This is a genomic window from Sphingopyxis sp. MWB1, from assembly GCF_000763945.1.
Lineage (GTDB): Bacteria > Pseudomonadota > Alphaproteobacteria > Sphingomonadales > Sphingomonadaceae > Sphingopyxis.
Window position 1 is genome coordinate 674,335 of sequence record NZ_JQFJ01000002.1, and the last position, 18,767, is coordinate 693,101.

Annotated in this window: 17 protein-coding genes; 3 read left to right on the forward strand and 14 right to left on the reverse strand. The window is 64.3% G+C overall.

Translation table 11 applies throughout. The annotated features are described in order from the left end of the window. Positions 1–5: 5 nt before the first annotated feature. Positions 6–767: an IclR family transcriptional regulator gene (locus JV18_RS14595; RefSeq protein WP_052071724.1), complete on the reverse strand. Its 762-nt coding sequence runs from the start codon at positions 765–767 to the stop codon at positions 6–8. Positions 768–818: 51 nt separating this feature from the next. Continuing rightward, entirely contained in the window at positions 819–1,850 is a 1,032-nt protein-coding gene (locus tag JV18_RS0104105; protein ID WP_033073513.1) for a hypothetical protein, read from the reverse strand. Between the two features lie 86 nt (positions 1,851–1,936). Here JV18_RS0104105 and JV18_RS0104110 point away from each other — a divergent pair, with 86 nt between their 5' ends. Next, positions 1,937–2,914: a fumarylacetoacetate hydrolase family protein gene (locus JV18_RS0104110; RefSeq protein WP_033073514.1), complete on the forward strand. Its 978-nt coding sequence runs from the start codon at positions 1,937–1,939 to the stop codon at positions 2,912–2,914. A gap of 221 nt (positions 2,915–3,135) precedes the next feature. Here JV18_RS0104110 and JV18_RS0104115 read toward each other — a convergent pair whose 3' ends face one another. The 12 genes from JV18_RS0104115 to JV18_RS0104170 all read right to left on the reverse strand — a co-directional run bounded on the left by JV18_RS0104115 (position 3,136) and on the right by JV18_RS0104170 (position 16,974). Next, positions 3,136–4,548, reverse strand: coding sequence for an aldehyde dehydrogenase family protein (locus JV18_RS0104115; RefSeq protein WP_033073515.1), 1,413 nt, complete (start codon positions 4,546–4,548; stop codon positions 3,136–3,138). After that, on the reverse strand, positions 4,545–5,537 hold the full coding sequence (locus tag JV18_RS0104120) for an amidohydrolase family protein (RefSeq protein WP_033073516.1): 993 nt from the start codon (positions 5,535–5,537) through the stop codon (positions 4,545–4,547). The genes JV18_RS0104115 and JV18_RS0104120 overlap by 4 nt, the downstream gene beginning before the upstream one ends. A 2-nt stretch (positions 5,538–5,539) precedes the next feature. Then, positions 5,540–6,505, reverse strand: coding sequence for a fumarylacetoacetate hydrolase family protein (locus tag JV18_RS0104125; RefSeq protein ID WP_052071726.1), 966 nt, complete (start codon positions 6,503–6,505; stop codon positions 5,540–5,542). A 29-nt stretch (positions 6,506–6,534) separates the two neighbouring features. Next, positions 6,535–7,821, reverse strand: a complete 1,287-nt coding sequence (locus JV18_RS0104130) for an aromatic ring-hydroxylating dioxygenase subunit alpha (RefSeq protein WP_033073517.1) — start codon at positions 7,819–7,821, stop codon at positions 6,535–6,537. 112 nt (positions 7,822–7,933) lie between these two features. Further along, the gene (locus JV18_RS0104135) at positions 7,934–8,143 is read right to left on the reverse strand and encodes a DUF2783 domain-containing protein (RefSeq protein ID WP_033073518.1); all 210 of its coding nucleotides are present in this window, start codon (positions 8,141–8,143) and stop codon (positions 7,934–7,936) included. Next, on the reverse strand, positions 8,140–9,735 hold the full coding sequence (locus JV18_RS0104140; protein WP_033073519.1) for an FAD-dependent oxidoreductase: 1,596 nt from the start codon (positions 9,733–9,735) through the stop codon (positions 8,140–8,142). Before JV18_RS0104140 ends, JV18_RS0104135 begins: the two co-directional genes overlap by 4 nt. 6 nt (positions 9,736–9,741) lie before the next feature. Continuing rightward, entirely contained in the window at positions 9,742–10,701 is a 960-nt protein-coding gene (locus tag JV18_RS0104145) for an MBL fold metallo-hydrolase (RefSeq protein ID WP_033073520.1), read from the reverse strand. 14 nt (positions 10,702–10,715) lie between these two features. Continuing rightward, the gene (locus JV18_RS0104150; RefSeq protein ID WP_033073521.1) at positions 10,716–11,903 is read right to left on the reverse strand and encodes an amino acid aminotransferase; all 1,188 of its coding nucleotides are present in this window, start codon (positions 11,901–11,903) and stop codon (positions 10,716–10,718) included. A gap of 78 nt (positions 11,904–11,981) precedes the next feature. Beyond that, positions 11,982–13,187, reverse strand: a complete 1,206-nt coding sequence (locus JV18_RS14475) for an FAD-binding oxidoreductase (protein WP_160174160.1) — start codon at positions 13,185–13,187, stop codon at positions 11,982–11,984. A 209-nt stretch (positions 13,188–13,396) separates the two neighbouring features. Then, positions 13,397–14,653, reverse strand: coding sequence for a fumarylacetoacetase (gene fahA / locus JV18_RS0104160; RefSeq protein WP_033073522.1), 1,257 nt, complete (start codon positions 14,651–14,653; stop codon positions 13,397–13,399). 45 nt (positions 14,654–14,698) lie between these two features. Next, positions 14,699–16,051: a homogentisate 1,2-dioxygenase gene (gene hmgA, locus JV18_RS0104165; protein WP_052072056.1), complete on the reverse strand. Its 1,353-nt coding sequence runs from the start codon at positions 16,049–16,051 to the stop codon at positions 14,699–14,701. 11 nt (positions 16,052–16,062) lie between these two features. Then, a complete protein-coding gene (locus tag JV18_RS0104170; RefSeq protein WP_235302843.1) occupies positions 16,063–16,974 on the reverse strand; it encodes a DJ-1/PfpI family protein in 912 nt (303 codons plus the stop codon). 310 nt (positions 16,975–17,284) lie between these two features. On the opposite strand from JV18_RS0104170, the gene JV18_RS0104175 reads away from it, so the two are divergent. Together JV18_RS0104175 and JV18_RS0104180 are read left to right on the forward strand one after the other, a co-directional pair. After that, positions 17,285–17,878: a carboxymuconolactone decarboxylase family protein gene (locus JV18_RS0104175; protein ID WP_033073524.1), complete on the forward strand. Its 594-nt coding sequence runs from the start codon at positions 17,285–17,287 to the stop codon at positions 17,876–17,878. Positions 17,879–17,946: 68 nt separating this feature from the next. Beyond that, positions 17,947–18,267, forward strand: coding sequence for a thioredoxin family protein (locus tag JV18_RS0104180; RefSeq protein ID WP_033073525.1), 321 nt, complete (start codon positions 17,947–17,949; stop codon positions 18,265–18,267). The last annotated feature ends 500 nt before the right edge of the window (positions 18,268–18,767 follow it).

Genomic DNA, 18,767 nt, shown 5'->3' on the forward strand with positions numbered 1-18,767 from the left:
CGCAGTTACGCCTCGCGCGGCGGCATCAAGGGCGATGTGGAGCCTTCCGCATATTCAGCCTGAAGACAGGCCGCTACATAGCTGACTTGCTCAAGCAAATCGCCCTCGGGTTCGGGCATGAGGAGCGAGGACGACAAGATGATCCCTAAAGTCCCCGCAATCAGACCGTCCGGTTCGAAAATGGGAGCGGCAATGCCGCCAAGGCCACTCCCGTGCGGATTGGCTTCAAAATCGACCCCATATTGACGCAGATTTGCCGCGACCCGCGGCGGCGTGGGCTTTTGATCCTCAAAGAAATAGATTAATCGTGCGGCTGGCGAGGTGGGCAATGTCAACAGCATGCCCGGATGAATCATTATCCCTGGCTCAAACTGGTTATTGACCGACGACACCACCATGGCCCCCCCGCGCGTGGGGGTTGCCAGAAGGGCTGTGTGCCCGGTGCTATTGAACAATTGCTGCAGAAAGGGCCGCGCCAGTTCGACCAGATTGCTGCGATAGACCGCCGCGCGGCCGAACTTCAGCAGCTTGCGGCCGAAAACATAGCCCTCCCCCTCGCGCGCACGGTCGACCAGGCCGAGACGGGTCAGCGTCTGCAGATGGCGCGACACGCGCGCCTTGGTCATGCCCAGCCGCCGCGCCATGTCGGTGACGCGCACGGGTTCGGTCGCCTCGGTCAGCACCTCCAATATCTGGACGGTAACCTCGACGCTTTTGACGCGCGCCGAACCCACATCGTCTTCGGCATTTCCGTTATCATCGGTCATGATGCCTCCTAACACGCGGCTTCGGATACGAGAAGGGAGAGCCGACAGAATCTATTCGCCCTGATTCCAGAGGGTAAAGGCACAGGAAGAACCGGTGCCGCCCTCTGTCCGATAGAGTTTCTGATAATCGACGAGCTGCATGTCGAGCCCTGCCGCATCCATCGCGGCCGAGGTCGCGATCCAGCTCTTGCACTCCGACGTTCCCGCCATCAGCTCATTTTGGGGAATCGACCGCAGCCACTGATGGTCGCGCGTCCGCATCGCTTCCAGAAAGCGGTGATCCCATTCGGGATCGACGACGAAATGGGTAAGCCCGCCAGTGGTGAGCACCGCGACGCGCGCGTCGCTGTCCCACGCCGCGATCGCCTGCGCAACGGCGGTGCCGAAATCATGGCTGCGCGCCGCGCTGGGGCTGTTGTCATAATACCAGCAATTGACGTCGACCGGCACATGCGGGCGGATATGGTCGCGCATGATATTCTTGTACAAAAAGCCATAAGCGTGCGGCATTCCATAAAGCAGCGACTTGTCATTCCGCACCGTCGGCTTTTCGTGGCACAGCGTCACGTCGAAACCGCTTTCGCGCACCAGATGACGCGCCAGATGCGTCCCGAAAGCACGGTCACCGGGATAGACGGTCGCCGCGTCGGGCAAATGGCCATGGTCCGAAATCTCAATCCCCACCGGCAGCCGCGCCTTTTGTTCGTCGGTGCGCGGAACATTGGCGATCTCGTCCGCCGCGATCACCGCAAAGCTGGGGACGATGTCCGAGAATATCTCGTGCTGGTCGTTGCCGATGATCACCACCAGATCGGGCGCCGCCGCCTTATAGGCTTCGTGCAGCCGGTCCATCGCGGCGAAGCTGGCGTCGAGCGCGGCCTGTCGCGTCGCGAGGTCGAGCTGGTCGCCGATTCGTTCGCCCGCGCGCTCGCGCTCCAGCTCGGCATAGCGAAGCTTGCGCCCCTTGAACCACAGCGGGATGCCGTCCTGCCGGTCGCGGGCGGCGCGAATATCCCAGTCTTTTGCCACGGTATGAAGCTGCGGCGTGTGCGCGCATCCGATCCCCAAGACTATCTTCGCCATTTTTCCTCCTCAACCGATTGACGACGCCAACTGTAGCGCTATGCGTGACACTGTAGCGAATTACGATATAAATGTGGAGAGCAAAGATGAAACTCGTCACTTTCGATGCCGGACAGGGCGAACGGGTCGGCGCGGTCGCCGCCGACGGGTCGATCGTCGACCTGGCCGCGAACGCCGCAGAGGCCGCACGCCCCGCGCTGGCGTCGATGCTGGCGCTGATCGAAGGCGGCGAGCCGGCGCTGGACCTGGCGCGCGACCTTCTGGCGCGCAACCGCGGCGACCACCGCCACGCGGCCGGGGCCGTCCGTTATTGCCCACCGCTGCCCATCCCCAATTCGATCCGCGACTTTTCGAATTTCGAGCTGCATTGCCTGCAGGCGCTGGAAACGAGCATGCGGATGCGCGCGGCGGCGCAGCCCGACCCCGAGGCCGCCTATACCCGGTTCAAGACGAGCGGCGCATACGACCTGCCCGCGAGCTGGTATGAACGCCCCTATTATTTCAAGGGCAACCGCATGACCTGTTCGGGGCATGAATCGACGATCCGCTGGCCCTGGTTCAGCACGACGATGGATTATGAGCTGGAATTCGCTGCGATCATCGGCAAGCGCGGGGTCGATATCGGCGTCGAGGATGCCGCCGACCATATCTTTGGCTATACCATCTATAATGATTTTTCCGCGCGCGACGAACAGGTGCGCGACCAGCAGTTCCGCATGGGCCCGTCGAAGGGCAAGGATTTCGACACGGGCAATGCGATGGGCCCGTGGATCGTCACCCGCGACGAAATCGCAGACGCATCGACGCTGGCGATGGAATCGCGGATCAATGGCGAGGTGCAGGGGCGCGGCAATTCGTCGGGGATGCAGTTCAGTTTCGAACAATGCATCGCCTTCGTCTCGCGCGCCGAAACGCTGTACCCCGGCGACGTCTTTGGATCGGGCACCGCCGGCAATGGCTGCGGGTTCGAGACCGGCCGCTATCTGGAACCCGGCGACGTGATCGAGCTGGAGGTCGAGGGCATCGGCATCCTGCGCAACCGCATCGGCGACCGCCGCATCTGATCCACCAACCCCTGGGGAGGGGTGGTCCGGCGCGCGGACGGCACGCCGGACCTTCTGCCCCAAATGATGCGGACGAAGCGGCGCGACATGATGAAGGATGAAAAGACAAGTGCGCCGGTTTATTGCCTGCGCTCATTTCTTGCAGGATGGCTGTTCGTCCCGACCCCCTGACCGGCCCGTCGCCAAGGGTCGAATAAGGCGACGGGGACCGCAGGCGCGCGTTAGACCTTGTTCACGCGCACCGTCTGAAGCTGCATATACTCCTCCAGCCCGTGGAGGCCGAATTCGGCACCAATACCCGATTGCTTGGCCCCGCCAAAGGGCACGTCGGGCGAGATGACGGCATGATCGTTGACCCACGCCGTCCCGGTTTCGAGCCGCAGCGCAAGCGCCGCCGCCGCGTCGGCGTCGGACGACCAGACCGACCCGCCAAGGCCGTTTTCATTCGCATTGGCGCGCGCCAGCGCATCTTCGGGATCGCTGAAGCGGATCAGCGGGACGATGGGGCCGAACTGTTCTTCATCGACGATGCGGTCGCCGTCGGACACATCGACCACGACCGACAGCGGGAAGAAATAGCCCGGTCGGTCGAGCGGTTCGCCGCCCGCAAGGAAGCGTCCGCCGCGCGCGCGCGCATCGTCGGCGAGCGCGCGGACGAGGTCGAACTGCGCGCGGTTCTGGACCGGGCCATATTGGGTCGCGGGATCGTCGCCCGGCCCGACCACCGCCGCGCGGGCGAGGTCGGCGATCTTTTCGGCCAGCGCATCGTGCAGGCTGTCGTGGACATAGATACGCTTTACCGCCGCGCAAATCTGGCCGCTGTTGCCGAACGCCTTTTGAAACAGCTTTGGCGCGACCTTATCGACGTCGGCGTCGGCAAGCACGATCGCGGCGTCGTTACCGCCAAGTTCGAGCGTCAGCCGCTTTAAATTGCCCGCGCCGCTGGCCATGATCGACCGGCCGGTCGGGGTCGATCCGGTAAAGACGATCTTGTCAATGCCGCGATGTTCGGACATGGCGCGGCCGATGTCGCCTTCGCCGGTCACCGAATTGACGACCCCCGCGGGCAGGTGCGCGGCCATGATCTCGATCAACCGCAGCGCCGACAGCGGGGTGTAGGAGGAAGGCTTCATCACCACCGTATTGCCGGTGAGCAGCGCGGGGATGATGTGCCACACCGCGATCATCACCGGGAAGTTCCACGGCGTGATCGACCCGACGACGCCGAGCGGTTTGCGACGGATTTCAACGCGCATCGCGTCATCGTCCTGCACCACCTGTACCCCCGGGCGGAGCTTCGCGGTGGCGCGCGCCCAGCCGATTGATCCGTTGATTTCGCCCGCCGCCCCGCCATGGCGGGGCTTGCCCTGTTCGAGCGAAAGGAGCGCGGCGAGCGCGTCCTTTTCGGCCTCGATCGCGTCGGCGATCGCGTCGATCGCCTTTGCGCGCTCGTCAATCGGGGTCGCCGCCCACGCAGGAAAGGCGCGCCGCGCCGCCGCGACGGCCTTTTCCAGATCGCCCACATCGGCGAGCGGAGCGTCGGCGAAGGCTTCGCCGGTGGCGGGGTTGACGACCGGGAAGGTCGCCGCCGCGGCGTGCGCCCGCCCGTCGATGATCAGCGAGAATGTGGTCATAGTTTGAACAGCTTTTGTGCGGTGAGGCTCTTGATCTGGCGTGCGGCGCCCGCGTCTAGCGCATTCACCCGGCCAAGGCAGCCTTCCATATCGCCGATATTGTGCGGATAGTCCGACCCGTACATCAGCCGTTCGGGCCCGCCCGCAACCTCGATGCACAGATCGAGCGCCGATTTTTCATAGACGACGCTGTCATAATAGATTTTGCGCAAATAGCTGGAGGGCTTGTCGCTGATCTTTTCGGCGCAGGCCGGGATCATTTCGTGGCAGCGATCGAGGCGCCCTGCAAGATAGGGCAAGGTCGCCCCGCCATGGCCCGCGATGATTCCCAGCTTTTCATAACGGTCGAAAAAGCCGTCGAAGATCATCCGCGAAATGGCGAGCGTCGTGTCGATCATGAAACCGACCGGCGGCACCAGCCCATATTCGTCGAGCTGGAGTTCGACCGACCCCTGCGGCGCGGTGGGGTGGACGAGGACGGGGAGCGCGAGCCGGTCGATCGCTTCCCACACCGGGGCGAACCGAGGCGCGGTCAGGCTTTCGCCGTCGATATTCGCCGACACGAACACGCCGACGGCGCCGGCCTTTACCGCCCGTTCAAGCTCTGCCACCGCGCGGTCGGCATATTGCCAGGGCAGCGAGGCAAAAAAGCGGAGCCGGTCGGGATAGCGGCCCTGCTGATAGGCCATGAGGTCGTTCATAGCGGCCGCCGCCGCGGTGCTGACCTCTTCGCCACCCCAATAGACATTGGGGCAGGTCAGCGACACGATCGCGACATCGACCGCCGCCTTGTCCATATTGGCGATGCGCAGGTCGTAATCGAACATTCCCGGCGTCAGCGTGACAAAGGGGTTGCCGCCCAGATAGACCGATTCCTGCCCGGCCTTGGTCGGCTTGACCTCATATTTGGGTCCGCCATGGTCGCGAAGCATGGCCACCCATTCTGCGCTGAGCATATGGGTGTGGACGTCGATAACCGGCCCCGACATGCTCATTTCTCCAGATTGATGCGGTTCGACAGGCGGCCGAGTCCTTCGACCTCCACATCGGTCAGATAACCGTCATATTGGTTGAGATAGGTGCCGATATTGCCGCGCGGGTGCTTTTCGGTACCCTTTGACGCGGTGCCGGTATGGATGCAGTCGCCCGGTTCCATCGTGAACCATTTCGACGCTTCGGCTATCACCCGTTCGACCGAGAAGAAATAATTGGCGGTCGAATCGTCGGCATAGCATTCGTCGCCGATATAGCCGCGAACGGTGAGCTTGTTCGGATCGGCGATCTCGTCCTTCGTCGTCAGCCAGGGACCCATCGAGGCGAAGGTGTCGGCGGCCTTTGACTTGGAATGATAGATGAAGAGCAGCCAGGTATCGTCGCCTTCGAATTTCGGGCGCCAGGCGGTGTGGTGCGGCTTGACGATGTCGGCGGTCTGTTTGAGCGCGATCGAGTCCTGGGTGAACTTCACCCCGCTGGCGGTCACGTCGTTGGTGAGCGTGTAGCCGAACACATAGTCGAGCGCCTCTTCGGGCGAGACATTCTTGGCCCTTTTGCCGAACACAACGACGGGTTCGGGTTCGGGGATCGAGGGGCCATGATCCTTCAGAATGTCGATCGTCTTGTTGTGCGCGGTGAGCGCCGAACGGCCCTTGATGAAGAACATCGGGGCGGTCATCGGCTTCATCGCCTTGTTATTGAGATTATTGTTGTTGACCGCGCAGCCAAGGATTTTCGACGGGCGCGGATTGGGCGGCATCCAATCGGCGTTCGACACGTCGATGACCGGCAGGCGCCCAGCCTGCGCCGCGACGATCGCTTCGTGCGCGGCGTCGAGCCCCGCCGCCTCCGCCTCGATCAGATCCTCCATCCAGCGATAGGCGTCGATCGCGACCGCGCGGTCGCCCTCGACGCGCGCGATCACCAGCGGCGTGCCTTCATGTCGTATCATTCCCAGCTTCATGGCCGTCCACTCCTTTGAAATATTGTCGATTAGATGGTTTCGGTCGCGTCTTCGGGGATCATCCCCATCGCGATCTGATATTCGCGCTTCACCGCTTCGGGCTGGCCGACCTGGTGCTGATAATCGGGGCGGTTGATCCGATATTGCAGCGTGTCGCCGAGCCGCCGGCTTTCCTCGAGCGTCATCGAGGCGGTGAAGAGTTCCTTGTGCTTGATCGGCAGTTCGACGCAGCGGTTGAATTCCGCGTCGCGGATCACCGCCTTGGGATCGCCCTCGCCCGCCTCGACCAATTTCATGTTCGCTTCGAAGCTGCGGCGCATCATGACGATGCCCCAGTCGCTCTTGCCCAGATGTTCCTGCGTGCGGTCGGCGATCACCCCCTGCCCGGCCCAGGCGACAATGTCCTGGTTCATCACATGGCTGGTGATCCACTGGCCCCGATCATCCTTTACCGGCCCCTTCCAATAAGGGATGCGCTGCTGGGAGAAGGGTTCGCGGTCGGCGGGGACGCGGTGGAACATCCAGGTGACCGACAGCGTGTTTTCATCGTCGACAGGCACGCGCCATTCGATGTGGTCGCCCAGGAAAAAGGCGTTGGGCCAGAGCGCGGTCGCGCCCACGGTCCAGTGCGGATTGTCCTTGTCGGTATCTTCGCGCACGCGCTTGTAGATATGGCCGAACTCAAATTCCTCGAACGCCAGTTCAAGATGGGTGGGGCCATAGCTGCCGTCGCCCTTCAGCACCGACGACCAGTTGCGGTGCATCCATTCGAAATGGACGGGATCGCAACTGTTTTCCTGGCACTGGAACCAGTTGCACGGCACGTCGGCAAAGACGATCTGCTGAAAGCCATTGGCCCAGGTGAAGGGTTCCCAATTGGGAACGAGCGGCGCGGGCTGCGGCCCCATATAGGCCCAGAGCATCCCCGCCTTTGCCTCCACCGGATAGGCTTTGGTGCGGATCTTGTCCTTGAAGCGCGCCTTGGGGTTGGCGATATCCTCGAACGGCTGTTCGAGGCACTGGCCCGACCCCGCGAAGCACCAGCCATGATAGCTGCAGCGCAGCCCTTCTTCCTCGATAATTCCGTTCGCCATGTCGGCGCGGCGGTGCGGGCAGTGGCGGTCGATGAGGCCATAGCTGCCATTTTTCGACTTGAACGCGACCAGATCCTCGCCAAGAAGGCGCAGGGGCTTGATGCCCAGATCGTCGATTTCGGCGACCGCCGCAAAGGGGTGCCAATAGCGCCGGAGCAACTCGCCCATCGGGGTGCCCGGTCCCACCTGTGTGAAGCGTTGATTCTGTTCGGCCCGCACCATGCGTCTCCCTAATTTATGAGACGTGTCTGGCTTTCTGGAACGCTATACGCAACACGAGCTGCTCATAGTTGCACATATCGCAACAAGTCGCAGATCTGACATAATCGCCCAATCAGCGCGGTTTGCCTTTCCGGCGCTGGGCGGCGAGCGTGATGGCCTCTGCCACCACTGCCGGATCGCCGATATGGTTGATCAGGATCAGGTTGAGCCGCGCCGCCAGCTTCAGACTCTCTTCGGTCGAGGCATCCGCGTGCATCGCGATCAGCCTTTCATAGATGTCGTCGACCCCGGCGATATTGGGTTCGGTGATCAGGCCGGTCATAGTTCCTTCCCCTTTGCCCGCGCGATCGCCGCACGGACGGCGTCGGCATCGGGATGGCGCCAGCGCGCGCAGACATAATGATCGGGCCGCACCAGACAGGCGGTGCCGGGTTCGATCGCATAGCGCGCGCGCAGCACATCATCCCCCGTCCCCGGTTCGATGAGCGCAAAGCCGTCGGCCGCCGCGGCGGTCGCGCCGTCGGCCCAGCCGTCGGCGATCAGCGTGAAGCCCGCGCCCAGGCTTTCGAGGAGCCAGCCGGTACCGAGCGGCGCGTCGAGCGCAGGAAAGCCCGGCGCGATGCCCGCGCCGCGCCAGTCGTCGGCATCGGGGGTGTTCAGCGGGCTGGCGGGCAAGGCCACCGCGGTCGACAGCCGCCCCGAATTGACGAAGGGTCGCGCGAAGGGCAGCTCGTTCGCGAGTTCGAGCACCGCGTCGCGATAGGCGCTGCTCGCCGCCGTTTTTGGCGTCATGAAATCGGTCGAGCGGCTGGAGTTCAGGATATTCTCGTCGGCGATCGCGATCGCTTCGGTATCATAGCTTTCGAGCAGCACCGCCCCCGCCTCGCCCTTCAGGATCAGGTCTAGCTTCCACCCCAGATTGTCGACATCGGCGAGGCCGCCGTTGCAGCCGCGCGCGCCAAAGGGCGAAACCAGATGCGCGCTGTCGCCCGCAAAGACCACGCGGCCGTGGACGAAGCGCGCCATGCGGCGGCACTGGAAGGTATAGACGCTATACCATTCGGGTTCATATTCGACATCATCGCCCAGCATAGCGCGGACGAGCGGATCGACATTTTCAGGTTTTACAGCGGCTTCGCGGTCAATGTTCCAGCCAAGCTGGAAGTCGAGCCGCCACACATCGTCGGGCTGTTTGTGCATCAGCGCCGACTGGCCGGGGTTGAACGGCGGGTCGAACCAGAACCAGCGTTCGGACGGCCGATCCCCCTTCATCTTCACATCGGCGATGAGGAAATTATCCTCGAACACCCGGCCTTCGAAATCGAGGCCGAGCGCGTCGCGCACCGCCGAGCGGCTGCCGTCGCAGGCGATGAGCCATTCGGCGTCGATGCGATAGCTGCCCTCTGCCGTTTCGACCGTCACGCGGACGCCGTCGGCGTGTGTCTCTACCCCGCCCAGCCGATGGCCCCAGCGCAGGTCGACATTGGGCAGCGCGCCGAGCGCGTCGATCAGCCGATCCTCGACATGATATTGCTGGATGTTGATGAAGCCGGGGCGCTTTTGATTTTTGACCGGCAGCATGTCGAACTGGAACACCGGTTCTTCGCGGTTGCCCCAGAACACCTTGCCGACGTTCCAGACCACGCCCTTTTCGACCATCGCGTCGCCGACCCCCAGCCGGTCGAAAATGTCGAGCGAGCGTTTGGCAAAGCAGATCGCCTTTGACCCCGCCGCCACGAAATCGAGCTGTGCGAGCAGCACCACCGGATGGCCGCGCCGCCCGAGGTCAAGCGCCATGGCGAGACCCACCGGCCCCGCCCCGACGATGACCAGCGGCGCCTGCTGCAACGATGCAGCGGGGTGCGGCGCGGCGCCGATATCGCGCCACACCGGAATATTCGCGACATTGGCCATGGCGCGTCAGCCCTGCAACTGGTCCCAGACCTCTCGGTCGCGCTCCATCGTCCAGATGCGCGGCCGTTCGATCCCGTCAAATTCGTCCCACAGGCGCTGGACGTTGAACGGCAGGCAATGTTCGAAGATCGGCCAATGGCCGAATTTGGGGGCGAGCGCCGCATGGGTCGCCTCGAACGCATCTTTGAGCGTCCCGCCGCGCTTGTGCGCCGCGCCGACATGTTCGATCATGCCGTTCAGAAATTCGCGCGTCTGTTCGACCGCGGCGTCAACCTGTGCCCGCCCGTTCGCGACGGCGCCGCGTCCGCCGACCAGATGTTCGGCCTGAAACGCCTTGACCCGGTCGAGCGTGTCCGACGCCCAGTCGAAGTGAAAGGCATCGCCGGTGTAGAGCGCGGCCTGCGCCTCGACCAAGTCGCCCGCGAAGAGCGTGCCGCTCTTTTCATGCCAGACGGCGATGTCGCCCTCTGTATGCCCGCGTCCGCAAAATTGCAGCTCAAGCCGCCCGCGATCGCCGCCCAGTTCGATCACATGATGGTCGGCAAAGGTGATTGTCGGGCGCGTGAGGCCGGGAATTTCCTCCGGCTGTTTGAACAGGCGCGGCATCCGGCCGAACTCGCTGGCCCAATCCTGTTCGCCGCGTTCCTCGACCAGCGCGGCGGTCGCGTCGCTCATGATGATGTCTTGGGCATCAAAGGCGCTGGCGCCGAGCACGCGGACGGCGTGATAATGGGTGAGCACCAGATAGCGCACCGGCTTTTGCGTGTGCTGGCGCAGCTGCGCCAGCCAGTCGCGCGCGGCGGCGGGGGTGGCCCGCGCCTCGATGCAGACGATGAAATCCTCGCCCTCTACCGCGCCGACATTGGGGTCGCCCTCTGCGGTCAGCGCATAGACGCCGTCGGCCAGAACCTCGAGCGTTTCCTTCTTTTCGGTCATGTCGGCCGACGATGCGAACGGCTTTGCCATGGCGATATTCTCCCTCAGTCGCGGCTGACGGCCGCGATCGCATCGGCGACCCGGTCGACATTATTGTTGTTGAGCCCCGCGATGTTCACGCGGCCCGAATTGGTGACATAGACATGATGATCGCTGCGCAGCTGCTCAACGCCTTCGGGGGTGATGCCCAGCATGGTGAACATGCCGCGCTGGCGCGCGATGAAGCTGTAATCGCGCGCGCTTTGCCCCGCGAGGCGCGACGACAGGCGCGCGCGCATCGCATTGATACGGTCGCGCATCGTGCGCAGCTCAATCTCCCACCCGCGGCGCATGTCGGCATCGCCGAGCACGCGCGCGACGACCGCGGCGCCATGATCGGGCGGCATCGAATAGAGGGTGCGTGCGACGGGCAGCGTGTGCGCATGGGCAAGCGCCGCATCCGTTGCATTGGCGCCCACCAGCGTCAGCGCGCCGACCCGTTCGCGATAGACCGCGAAATTCTTGGAATAAGAGCTGGCGACGATCATTTCGGGCAGCCGTTCGGCGAGCAGGCGAATGCCCGCCGCATCCTCGTCGATCCCGTCGCCGAGCCCCAGATAGGCAAGGTCGACGAGCACCCCGGAGCCGGTCTTTGCGACGATGTCGGCAACCGTGCCCCACTGATCGAGGTCCAGGTCGGCGCCGGTCGGATTGTGACAACAGCCGTGGACGAGCAAGGTATCGGCGCTGGTCATGCCGGCAAGGCATGCCATCATCTCGTCAAAGCGCAGCGCCCCGGTGGCGAGATCATAATAGGGATAGACGACGAGTTCGTGCCCGCTTGCCTTCAGCAGCACGGGATGGTTCGGCCAGGTCGGGCCGGGCACGAAGATGCGCCCGCCGGGGCGCAGCCGCCGGATCAGGTCCGACGCCAGCCGCAGCGCGCCGGTGCCGCCGGGGGCCTGGATCGTCCGGCTGCGCTGGTGTGCGTCGCTGCCTTCACCGAAGAGAAGCGCGCGGGTGTGGTCATTATATTCGGGATGCCCCGCCGACGACAGATAGCGCTTGCTCGGCTGGTTTTCGACCAGCCAGCGTTCCGCGGCCTTGACGCAGTCGAGCACGGGGGCCTGGCCGTTTTCGTCATTATAGATGCCGATGCCCAGATCGACCTTGTCGGGGCTCGAATCGCTCGCAAGCAATTGGGCGAGCCCAAGAATGGGATCGACCGGCGGATCGGGAAGCTGAGCAAACATAATCTCTCCATCTGTTCCATTATGCGATACAGCGTAGTGCATTGCGTTACAATAGGGCAATCGCCCATGCGGCGAAAATCACCCCGAAAGCGGCGCCGCTTCGCCGAGCATGTCCACCAGCGCACCGGGATTCATCGCTTCGGCCGGATCGAGCGCGCGCTTGACCGCGCGGAACAGGTCGATTTCGACCGTCCCCACCGCGCGCGCGACCGCGTCGCGCATGCTGCGCCCGACACCATGTTCGGCGCAGATCGACCCGCCAAGCGACAGCACGATCGCCTCGATCGCGGCGCTGATCGACGGCCCCGCGGCGGTGAGCGAAGCGGGTGCGTGCGCGCCGCGATGGACCGAGAAATGGATATTGCCGTCGCCCACATGCCCGACGCTGAGGCATTGGCTGCCCGGCAGCAGGCGTTCGGCGGCGGCGCTTGCCTGATCGATGAAAGCGGGGACGGCGCCAAGCGGCACCGCGACATCGACGCTGACCGACGGTTTCTGCGCAATCTTGCCCTCCACCACCATTTCGCGGATGCGCCACAATTCGCGCCGCTGCGTTTCATTTTCGGCGAGCGTGCCGCCGCGGACCACCCCATCGTCAAAGCCCTGCGCAATCGCCTGTTCGACCGCGGTGCGGATCGGGAAATCGGCGGCGGAGGACGCAAATTCGGCAAGCACGAACCAGCCATGATCGCCCATGTCGGGGACACGCAGCGCGGGGTTGCGCAGCAGAGCCCAGTCGCACCCGCGCCGCTGGACCAGTTCGAACGCGACGACCAGATCGCCGAGCGCGGCGCGCAGCCGGTGGAGCAGCGTGAGCGTCGCCGCAGGGCTGTCGACCGCCAGCCAGGCGGTTTCGACCTGCCGCCACGCGGGCACGATGCGCAGCGCAGCGGCGGTGACGACGCCCAGCGTCCCCTCTCCCCCGATGAACAGCTGTTTGAGGTCATAGCCCATATTATTCTTTGCGACGCGGCGCAGCCCGTCCCACACGCGCCCGTCGGGCAGCACCACCTCCAGCCCCAGCACCTGGGCGCGCATCACGCCATGGCGGAGCGCGCGCACCCCGCCGGCATTGGTCGAAACCAGCCCGCCGATCGTCGCGCTTCCCTCTGACCCCAGCCCGAGCGGGATCGCAAAGCCATGTTCGGCAGCGACCGCCTGCACATCGGCGAGGATGCAGCCCGCGTCGGCGACGATCGCCCCCGCGTCGGCGTCGACCAACCGGATGCGGTCCATCCGCCGCAGCGAGACGAGCAGCGCCGGGCGGCACGATCGCGAGGCCAAGGGCGACCGCGCAGCGCACGACATCGGCCAGCTCCGCCGTATCGCGCGGGCGCGCGACCGCGACGGCGTGCGCCGGCCAGCGCCCCGTCAGGTCGCGATAATAGCTTTCGCAATCCTGATCGCCGTCGAGGACAACTCCGCCGGGAAAGGCGGCCTTCAGCGCCGCCACCGCATCGCCGTTCCGCATCGCCATCCCCCCTTCTCGATCGTCAGCGCGCGTAGGGATCGGCGAGCGCGGGAAGCACCCGCGCGCGGCATTCGCCAAAGCCGATCTCATATCCCTCGCCAATGCAGCGGCCGCGCAGGTCGAGCGTGTCGCCATCGGCGACGAAGCTGCGCGTGCCGCCGTCGCCAAGCTTCAGCGGTTCCTTGCCGCCCCAGCTCATTTCCAGCAGGCTGCCATAACTGCCCGGCTCGGCGCCCGAGATGGTGCCGGTGCCCAGCAGGTCGCCAACCTCCATCCGGCACCCCGCGCTGGTATGATGCGCGAGTTGCTGCGCCGCCGAATAATACATGCTGCGATAATTGGTGCGGCTGATCACCGTTTCCGTCCCGCCGTCGGGGGTCAGCGCGACGTCGAGCGCGATGTCATAGAACATCGGCCCCGGTTCGGTAAGATAAGGGAGCAGCGGCTTTTCGCGCGCGGGCGCGGCGACGCGAAACGGCTCCAGCGCGTCCTTCATCACGATCCACGCGCCGATCGTCGTCGCGGTAGCCTTGCCCTGAAAGGGACCGAGCGGCTGATATTCCCATGCCTGGATATCGCGCGCCGACCAGTCGTTCAGCAGCACATAGCCAAAGATCATCGCGTCGGCCTCTGCCACCGTCACCGGCCCGTCGGACGGCTGGCCGACGATCGCGCCCAATTCGAGCTCGATGTCGAAACGCGCCGAAGGGCCAAAGCGCGGCGCGGCATCGTCGGGACCCTTCACCTGCCCCCACGGCCGCCGCACGTCGCGGCCCGACACCGCCACCGAAGAGGCGCGGCCATTATATCCGATCGGAAGGTGCAGCCAGTTGGGCGGCAGCGCATTTTCAGGCCCGCGGAACATCGTGCCGACGTTGAAGGCATGCTGGCGGCTTGCGTAGAAATCGGTGAAGCCCGCGACGCGGAAAGGCATATGCATCACCGCGCCATCCTGCGGCACCAGACATGCCTCGACCGCCGCGCGCGCCTCTGCGCCTTCGCCGAGCAGGTCGGCAAGCCGCCCGCGCATTGCGCGCCACACCGCCGGTCCCGCCGCCATCACCGCATTCCACGACGGCGCGCCGAACAGCGGGGCGCCATCGAGCACGATCAGCCCCGCCGCCTCCAGCGCCGCCATGTCGACGATATGGTCACCGATCGCGACCCCGCAGCGCGGCGCCGCGCCGCCGTGGCTGAACACCCCGCACGGCAGATTGTTGAGCGGAAAGGGACAGCCGGGGGCATTGGCACTTTCGAGCCACGAGTGCATCAGCGCCATAAACAACTCCTTGGAAATTTTCTCTCTATAAACAAACCATATAGGTTATAACGGATCGCGGCTTCCATCGAACTTGCGGTCGATCCCCGCCCAGCAATCGGCATAATCGTCCTGCATCGGCGCTTCGTGCGCCGCCCAATGGGTAAGATGCTGGGGAAAGCGCGTTTCGAACATGAAGCTCATCGTATCGTCGAGCTTTTGCGGCTTGAGGTCGGCGTTGCTCGCGCCCTCAAAGGCTTCGCGATCGGGGCCGTGGGGCAGCATGCAATTGTGGAGGCTCATCGCGCCGGGGGCAAAGCCATTGGGCTTTGCGTCATATTCGCCGTAAATATTGCCCATCAGTTCCGACATCACATTCTTGTGATACCACGGCGGCCGGAAACTATGTTCGGCGACCAGCCAGCGTTCGCGGAACAGCACAAAGTCGATATTCGCCGTCCCCTCCACTTCCGACGGCGCGGTCAGCACGGTGAAGATCGACGGATCGGGATGGTCGAACAGGATCGCGCCGACCGGGCTGTAGGTGCCGAGGTCATATTTGCATGGCGCATAATTGCCGTGCCAGGCCACGACGTCGAGCGGGCTGTGGCCGATCTCAGTCTGGTGAAACTGGCCGCACCATTTCATGATGAGGGTCGAGGGCGCCTCGCGATCCTCGAACACCGCCACGGGCGTCTTGAAATCGCGCGGATTGGCCAGGCAATTGGCGCCGATCGGGCCGCGGTTCGGCAGGTCGAATTTCTGCCCGTAATTTTCGCAGACGAAGCCGCGGCACGGCCCGTCGAGCAGCTCGACGCGGTACACCAGCCCGCGCGGCAGGATCGCGATTTCGCCGGGTTCGATGTCGACGATGCCAAGCTCGGTCGCAAAGCGCAGCCGCCCTTGCTGCGGCACCACCAGCAATTCGCCGTCGGCCGAGCAGAAATATTCGTCGGTCATCGACCGGGTGACCAGATAGATATGGCTGGCCATCCCCGTTTGCGTGTTGACGTCGCCCGCAGTCGTCACCGTCCGCATCCCGGTCACCCAGGTCAGCGGCGCATCTTCGTGCGGCACCGGATTCCAGCGATATTGGCCAAGGCTGGCGACGCCGGGAAGGATGTGCGGCGCCGATTTCCAGTGCGGCAGCGCGATTTCCCGAAAGCGGCCGACGTGGCGCACGCTGGGCCGGATGCGATAGCACCAACTGCGTTCATTCTGCCCGCGCGGCGCGGTGAAGGCGGTGCCCGACAATTGTTCGGCATAGAGGCCATAAGGGCATTTCTGGGGCGAATTCTGCCCCTGCGGCAGCGCGCCGGGAAGCGCCTCTGTCTCGAAATCATTACCAAAGCCCGGCATATATTGCGGGGCATTGCTTCCCTTGTTCGTCATCCTGCCCTCTCCACCCGGCAAAGCCATAATCCGTTCCTTCATTGTAGCGCGGCGGTGCCGCCCGCGCTGCCAGCCACGTCCGCCCAGCCCGCCGCGACCGCCGCCGCCTGTTCGCGGGCGCGCAGCAACGTGGGCCGGCGTGCCGCGCTGACCGCCTGAACAATCGCGGGCGGGGCCGTTTCGGGCGTGCCCGCGTGAAAGGGCGGCGCGGGCGCATATTCGATGACAAGCTGGATCCGCTGCGCCGCCTCCTCTCCCCGAATCAGCGCGGCGAGCGTCAGGCCGAAATCGATGCCGGCAGTGACGCCGCCGCCGGTCAGCCGATTGCGATCGACCACGACGCGATCGGCCGATGGAATGGCGCCGAGCAGCGCCAGTTCGTCGCGCACCGTCCAGTGGCTGGTTGCGCGATAGCCGCGCAGCAGCCCCGTCGCGCCGAGCACGAGCGAACCGGTGCAGTCGCTGGTGACATAGCGCGCGCGTGCGCCGCGATCGGCCAGGAAGGCGAGCACTTCTGCATCGGCCATCACCGCGACCGACCCATCGAGCCCGCCGGGCACGAACAATATGTCGAGATCGGCCGGACAATCGGCCAGCCGCGTCGTCGGCGTCACAGCGATGCCGACGTCGGTGGCGACGGGGTCGAGCGTTTTCCAGACCAGGTGGATATCGGCGCGCATCATGTTGAAAACGGTGAGCGGTCCGACAAGATCCTGCAGCACCATCTTGGGATGGACAAGCATGGCGATCACCGGCCGGTCGCCACCGGCCGCGCGCTGTGCGCCCGCCCCGGGCCCCGGGACCGAAGGTGTCGCTGGCGCTGGCCCGGCAACATTGCCCTGCCCCGCCTGCGCCGCCCCAGCCGAGGCGTCGAACGCCGCCGTCGCCATCGCGCCGCTCAGAAACCCCCGGCGGCTGGCGCCTGAAACCGGATCGAAACCACTGGTCATCGCCTCTCTCCTCTCACTCTTTCCACAGGCGCCGTCGCGCGCCAGGGCTGCAATGATCGCGGCTAACAGTTTCCATCGACAGCGACAATGATTTACGTTACGATGTTTCGCAATGCGATACAGATTGACTGGCATCACGCCGATGGCGGCACCTCAACCCGAAGTAGTTTGTTGCGCAATGCGCGACTAAATCTCATAGGAAGAGACATGATATCTCGGCTGTGCGATGCTGATTGGCAGGTAGGTGTCGGCGTCGTCCGCGCCGATCCGCACGTTGCGGGCCATATTATGAAAGGGAGACTGAAAGGCAATGGCACATCTCAGACCGCTTGAACTCGACGAGGTGCAGGACGAGGAAATCCTGGCGGCGTGGAAGGAGGGCATCAAGAAGCGCGGCTTCGTCGTCAACGCCGCGCGCACCATGGCGCGCCGCCCGAACATATTGAAGGCCTATACCAAGCTCAACAATGTCGTGATGTACGAAGGCACGGTCGACGGCCCGCTCAAGATGCTGCTCACCTTGGCCCGCAGCCTGGCGTCGGGATGCCGTTATTGCCAGTCGCACATGACCAACTTGTCGAACCGCTATGGCGCGTCGGACGAAAAGATCCAGGCGCTGTGGGAGTTTGAAACGAGCGAGCTGTTCAGCGACGCCGAACGCGCCGCGATCCGCGTCGCCTTCAAGGCCGGGCAGCTTCCGAACGAGACGACCAAGGAAGATATCGACGCGCTGCTCGAACATTTCGACGAGGGCGAAGTGATCGAGATCGTCGCCTGCATCTGCCTGTTCGGCTGGCTCAACTGCTGGAACGAAACGCTGGCGACGCAGGCCGAGGATGTCGCGGTCGAAGCGACGAGCCGCATCCTGGGCGGCCAGGGCTGGGAACCCGGCAAGCACGCCTGACCGGCCAACGCCCGCGGCAGCGACCCTAAACGCCGCCGCGGGCCCTTTTGCGCGAGAAGGAGAATGCGATGGACATTCACGACGCCGATTTCGAACAACAGGTGCTGAAGGCCGAAGGCCCGGTGCTGGTCGATGTGTGGGCGCACGGCTGCGGCCCGTGCAAGATGGTCGGCGCGGGGCTGGAACGTATCCACGCGCGCGATCCCGGCGCCTTTACGCTGGTCTACGCCAATCAGCAGGATATTCCCGAAGCCGCCGCGCGGCTGAGCGTCCGCGCATCGCCGACGCTGATCCTGTTCCACGATGGCGAGGAAATCGCCCGCCGTTCGGGCGCGCTGATCGAATCGCAACTGGTCAATTGGCTCGACCAGTCGCTGCCGAAGAGCTGATCCGGCACCAGCGGCGGCCGCATGAGTGGCCTAGCGAATGGCCCCGTCGGGAAAGGCGGGGCCTTTTTCGTGCGGGTGTTGAGGTGGTCGGTTCAGAACGGCGCGAAGGACCGAATAGGGGTGGAGAAGGTGGAGTCGTGAGAACTCATCGGCTTCAATTTGATTACTGAAGATCCCAACATTTGGCGAATGCAGACAAGACGCAGAGGAATGGTGCGACCGTAAGTGACAGCGGCATCGCCAGAGAATGTCCGCCATCGGTCGCTAGCCGACGAACCGCCTTTTCCGCTCGTGTCAAGCGAAGTCGAGACACCCGTCGACACAGCACCTGGCCCGAGAGGCATCTCGACTTCGCTCGATGCGAACGGGGCTTAGATAGGCTCCAACGTCCACACCTGGCCGTTTCCTGCCAAACCTTTTCTTTGTCATCCCGGTCTTGGTCCGGGATCCATTTGTGCGCCAGAGTGACCGAAAGCCACCATGTGCGGAGATAAAAGGAC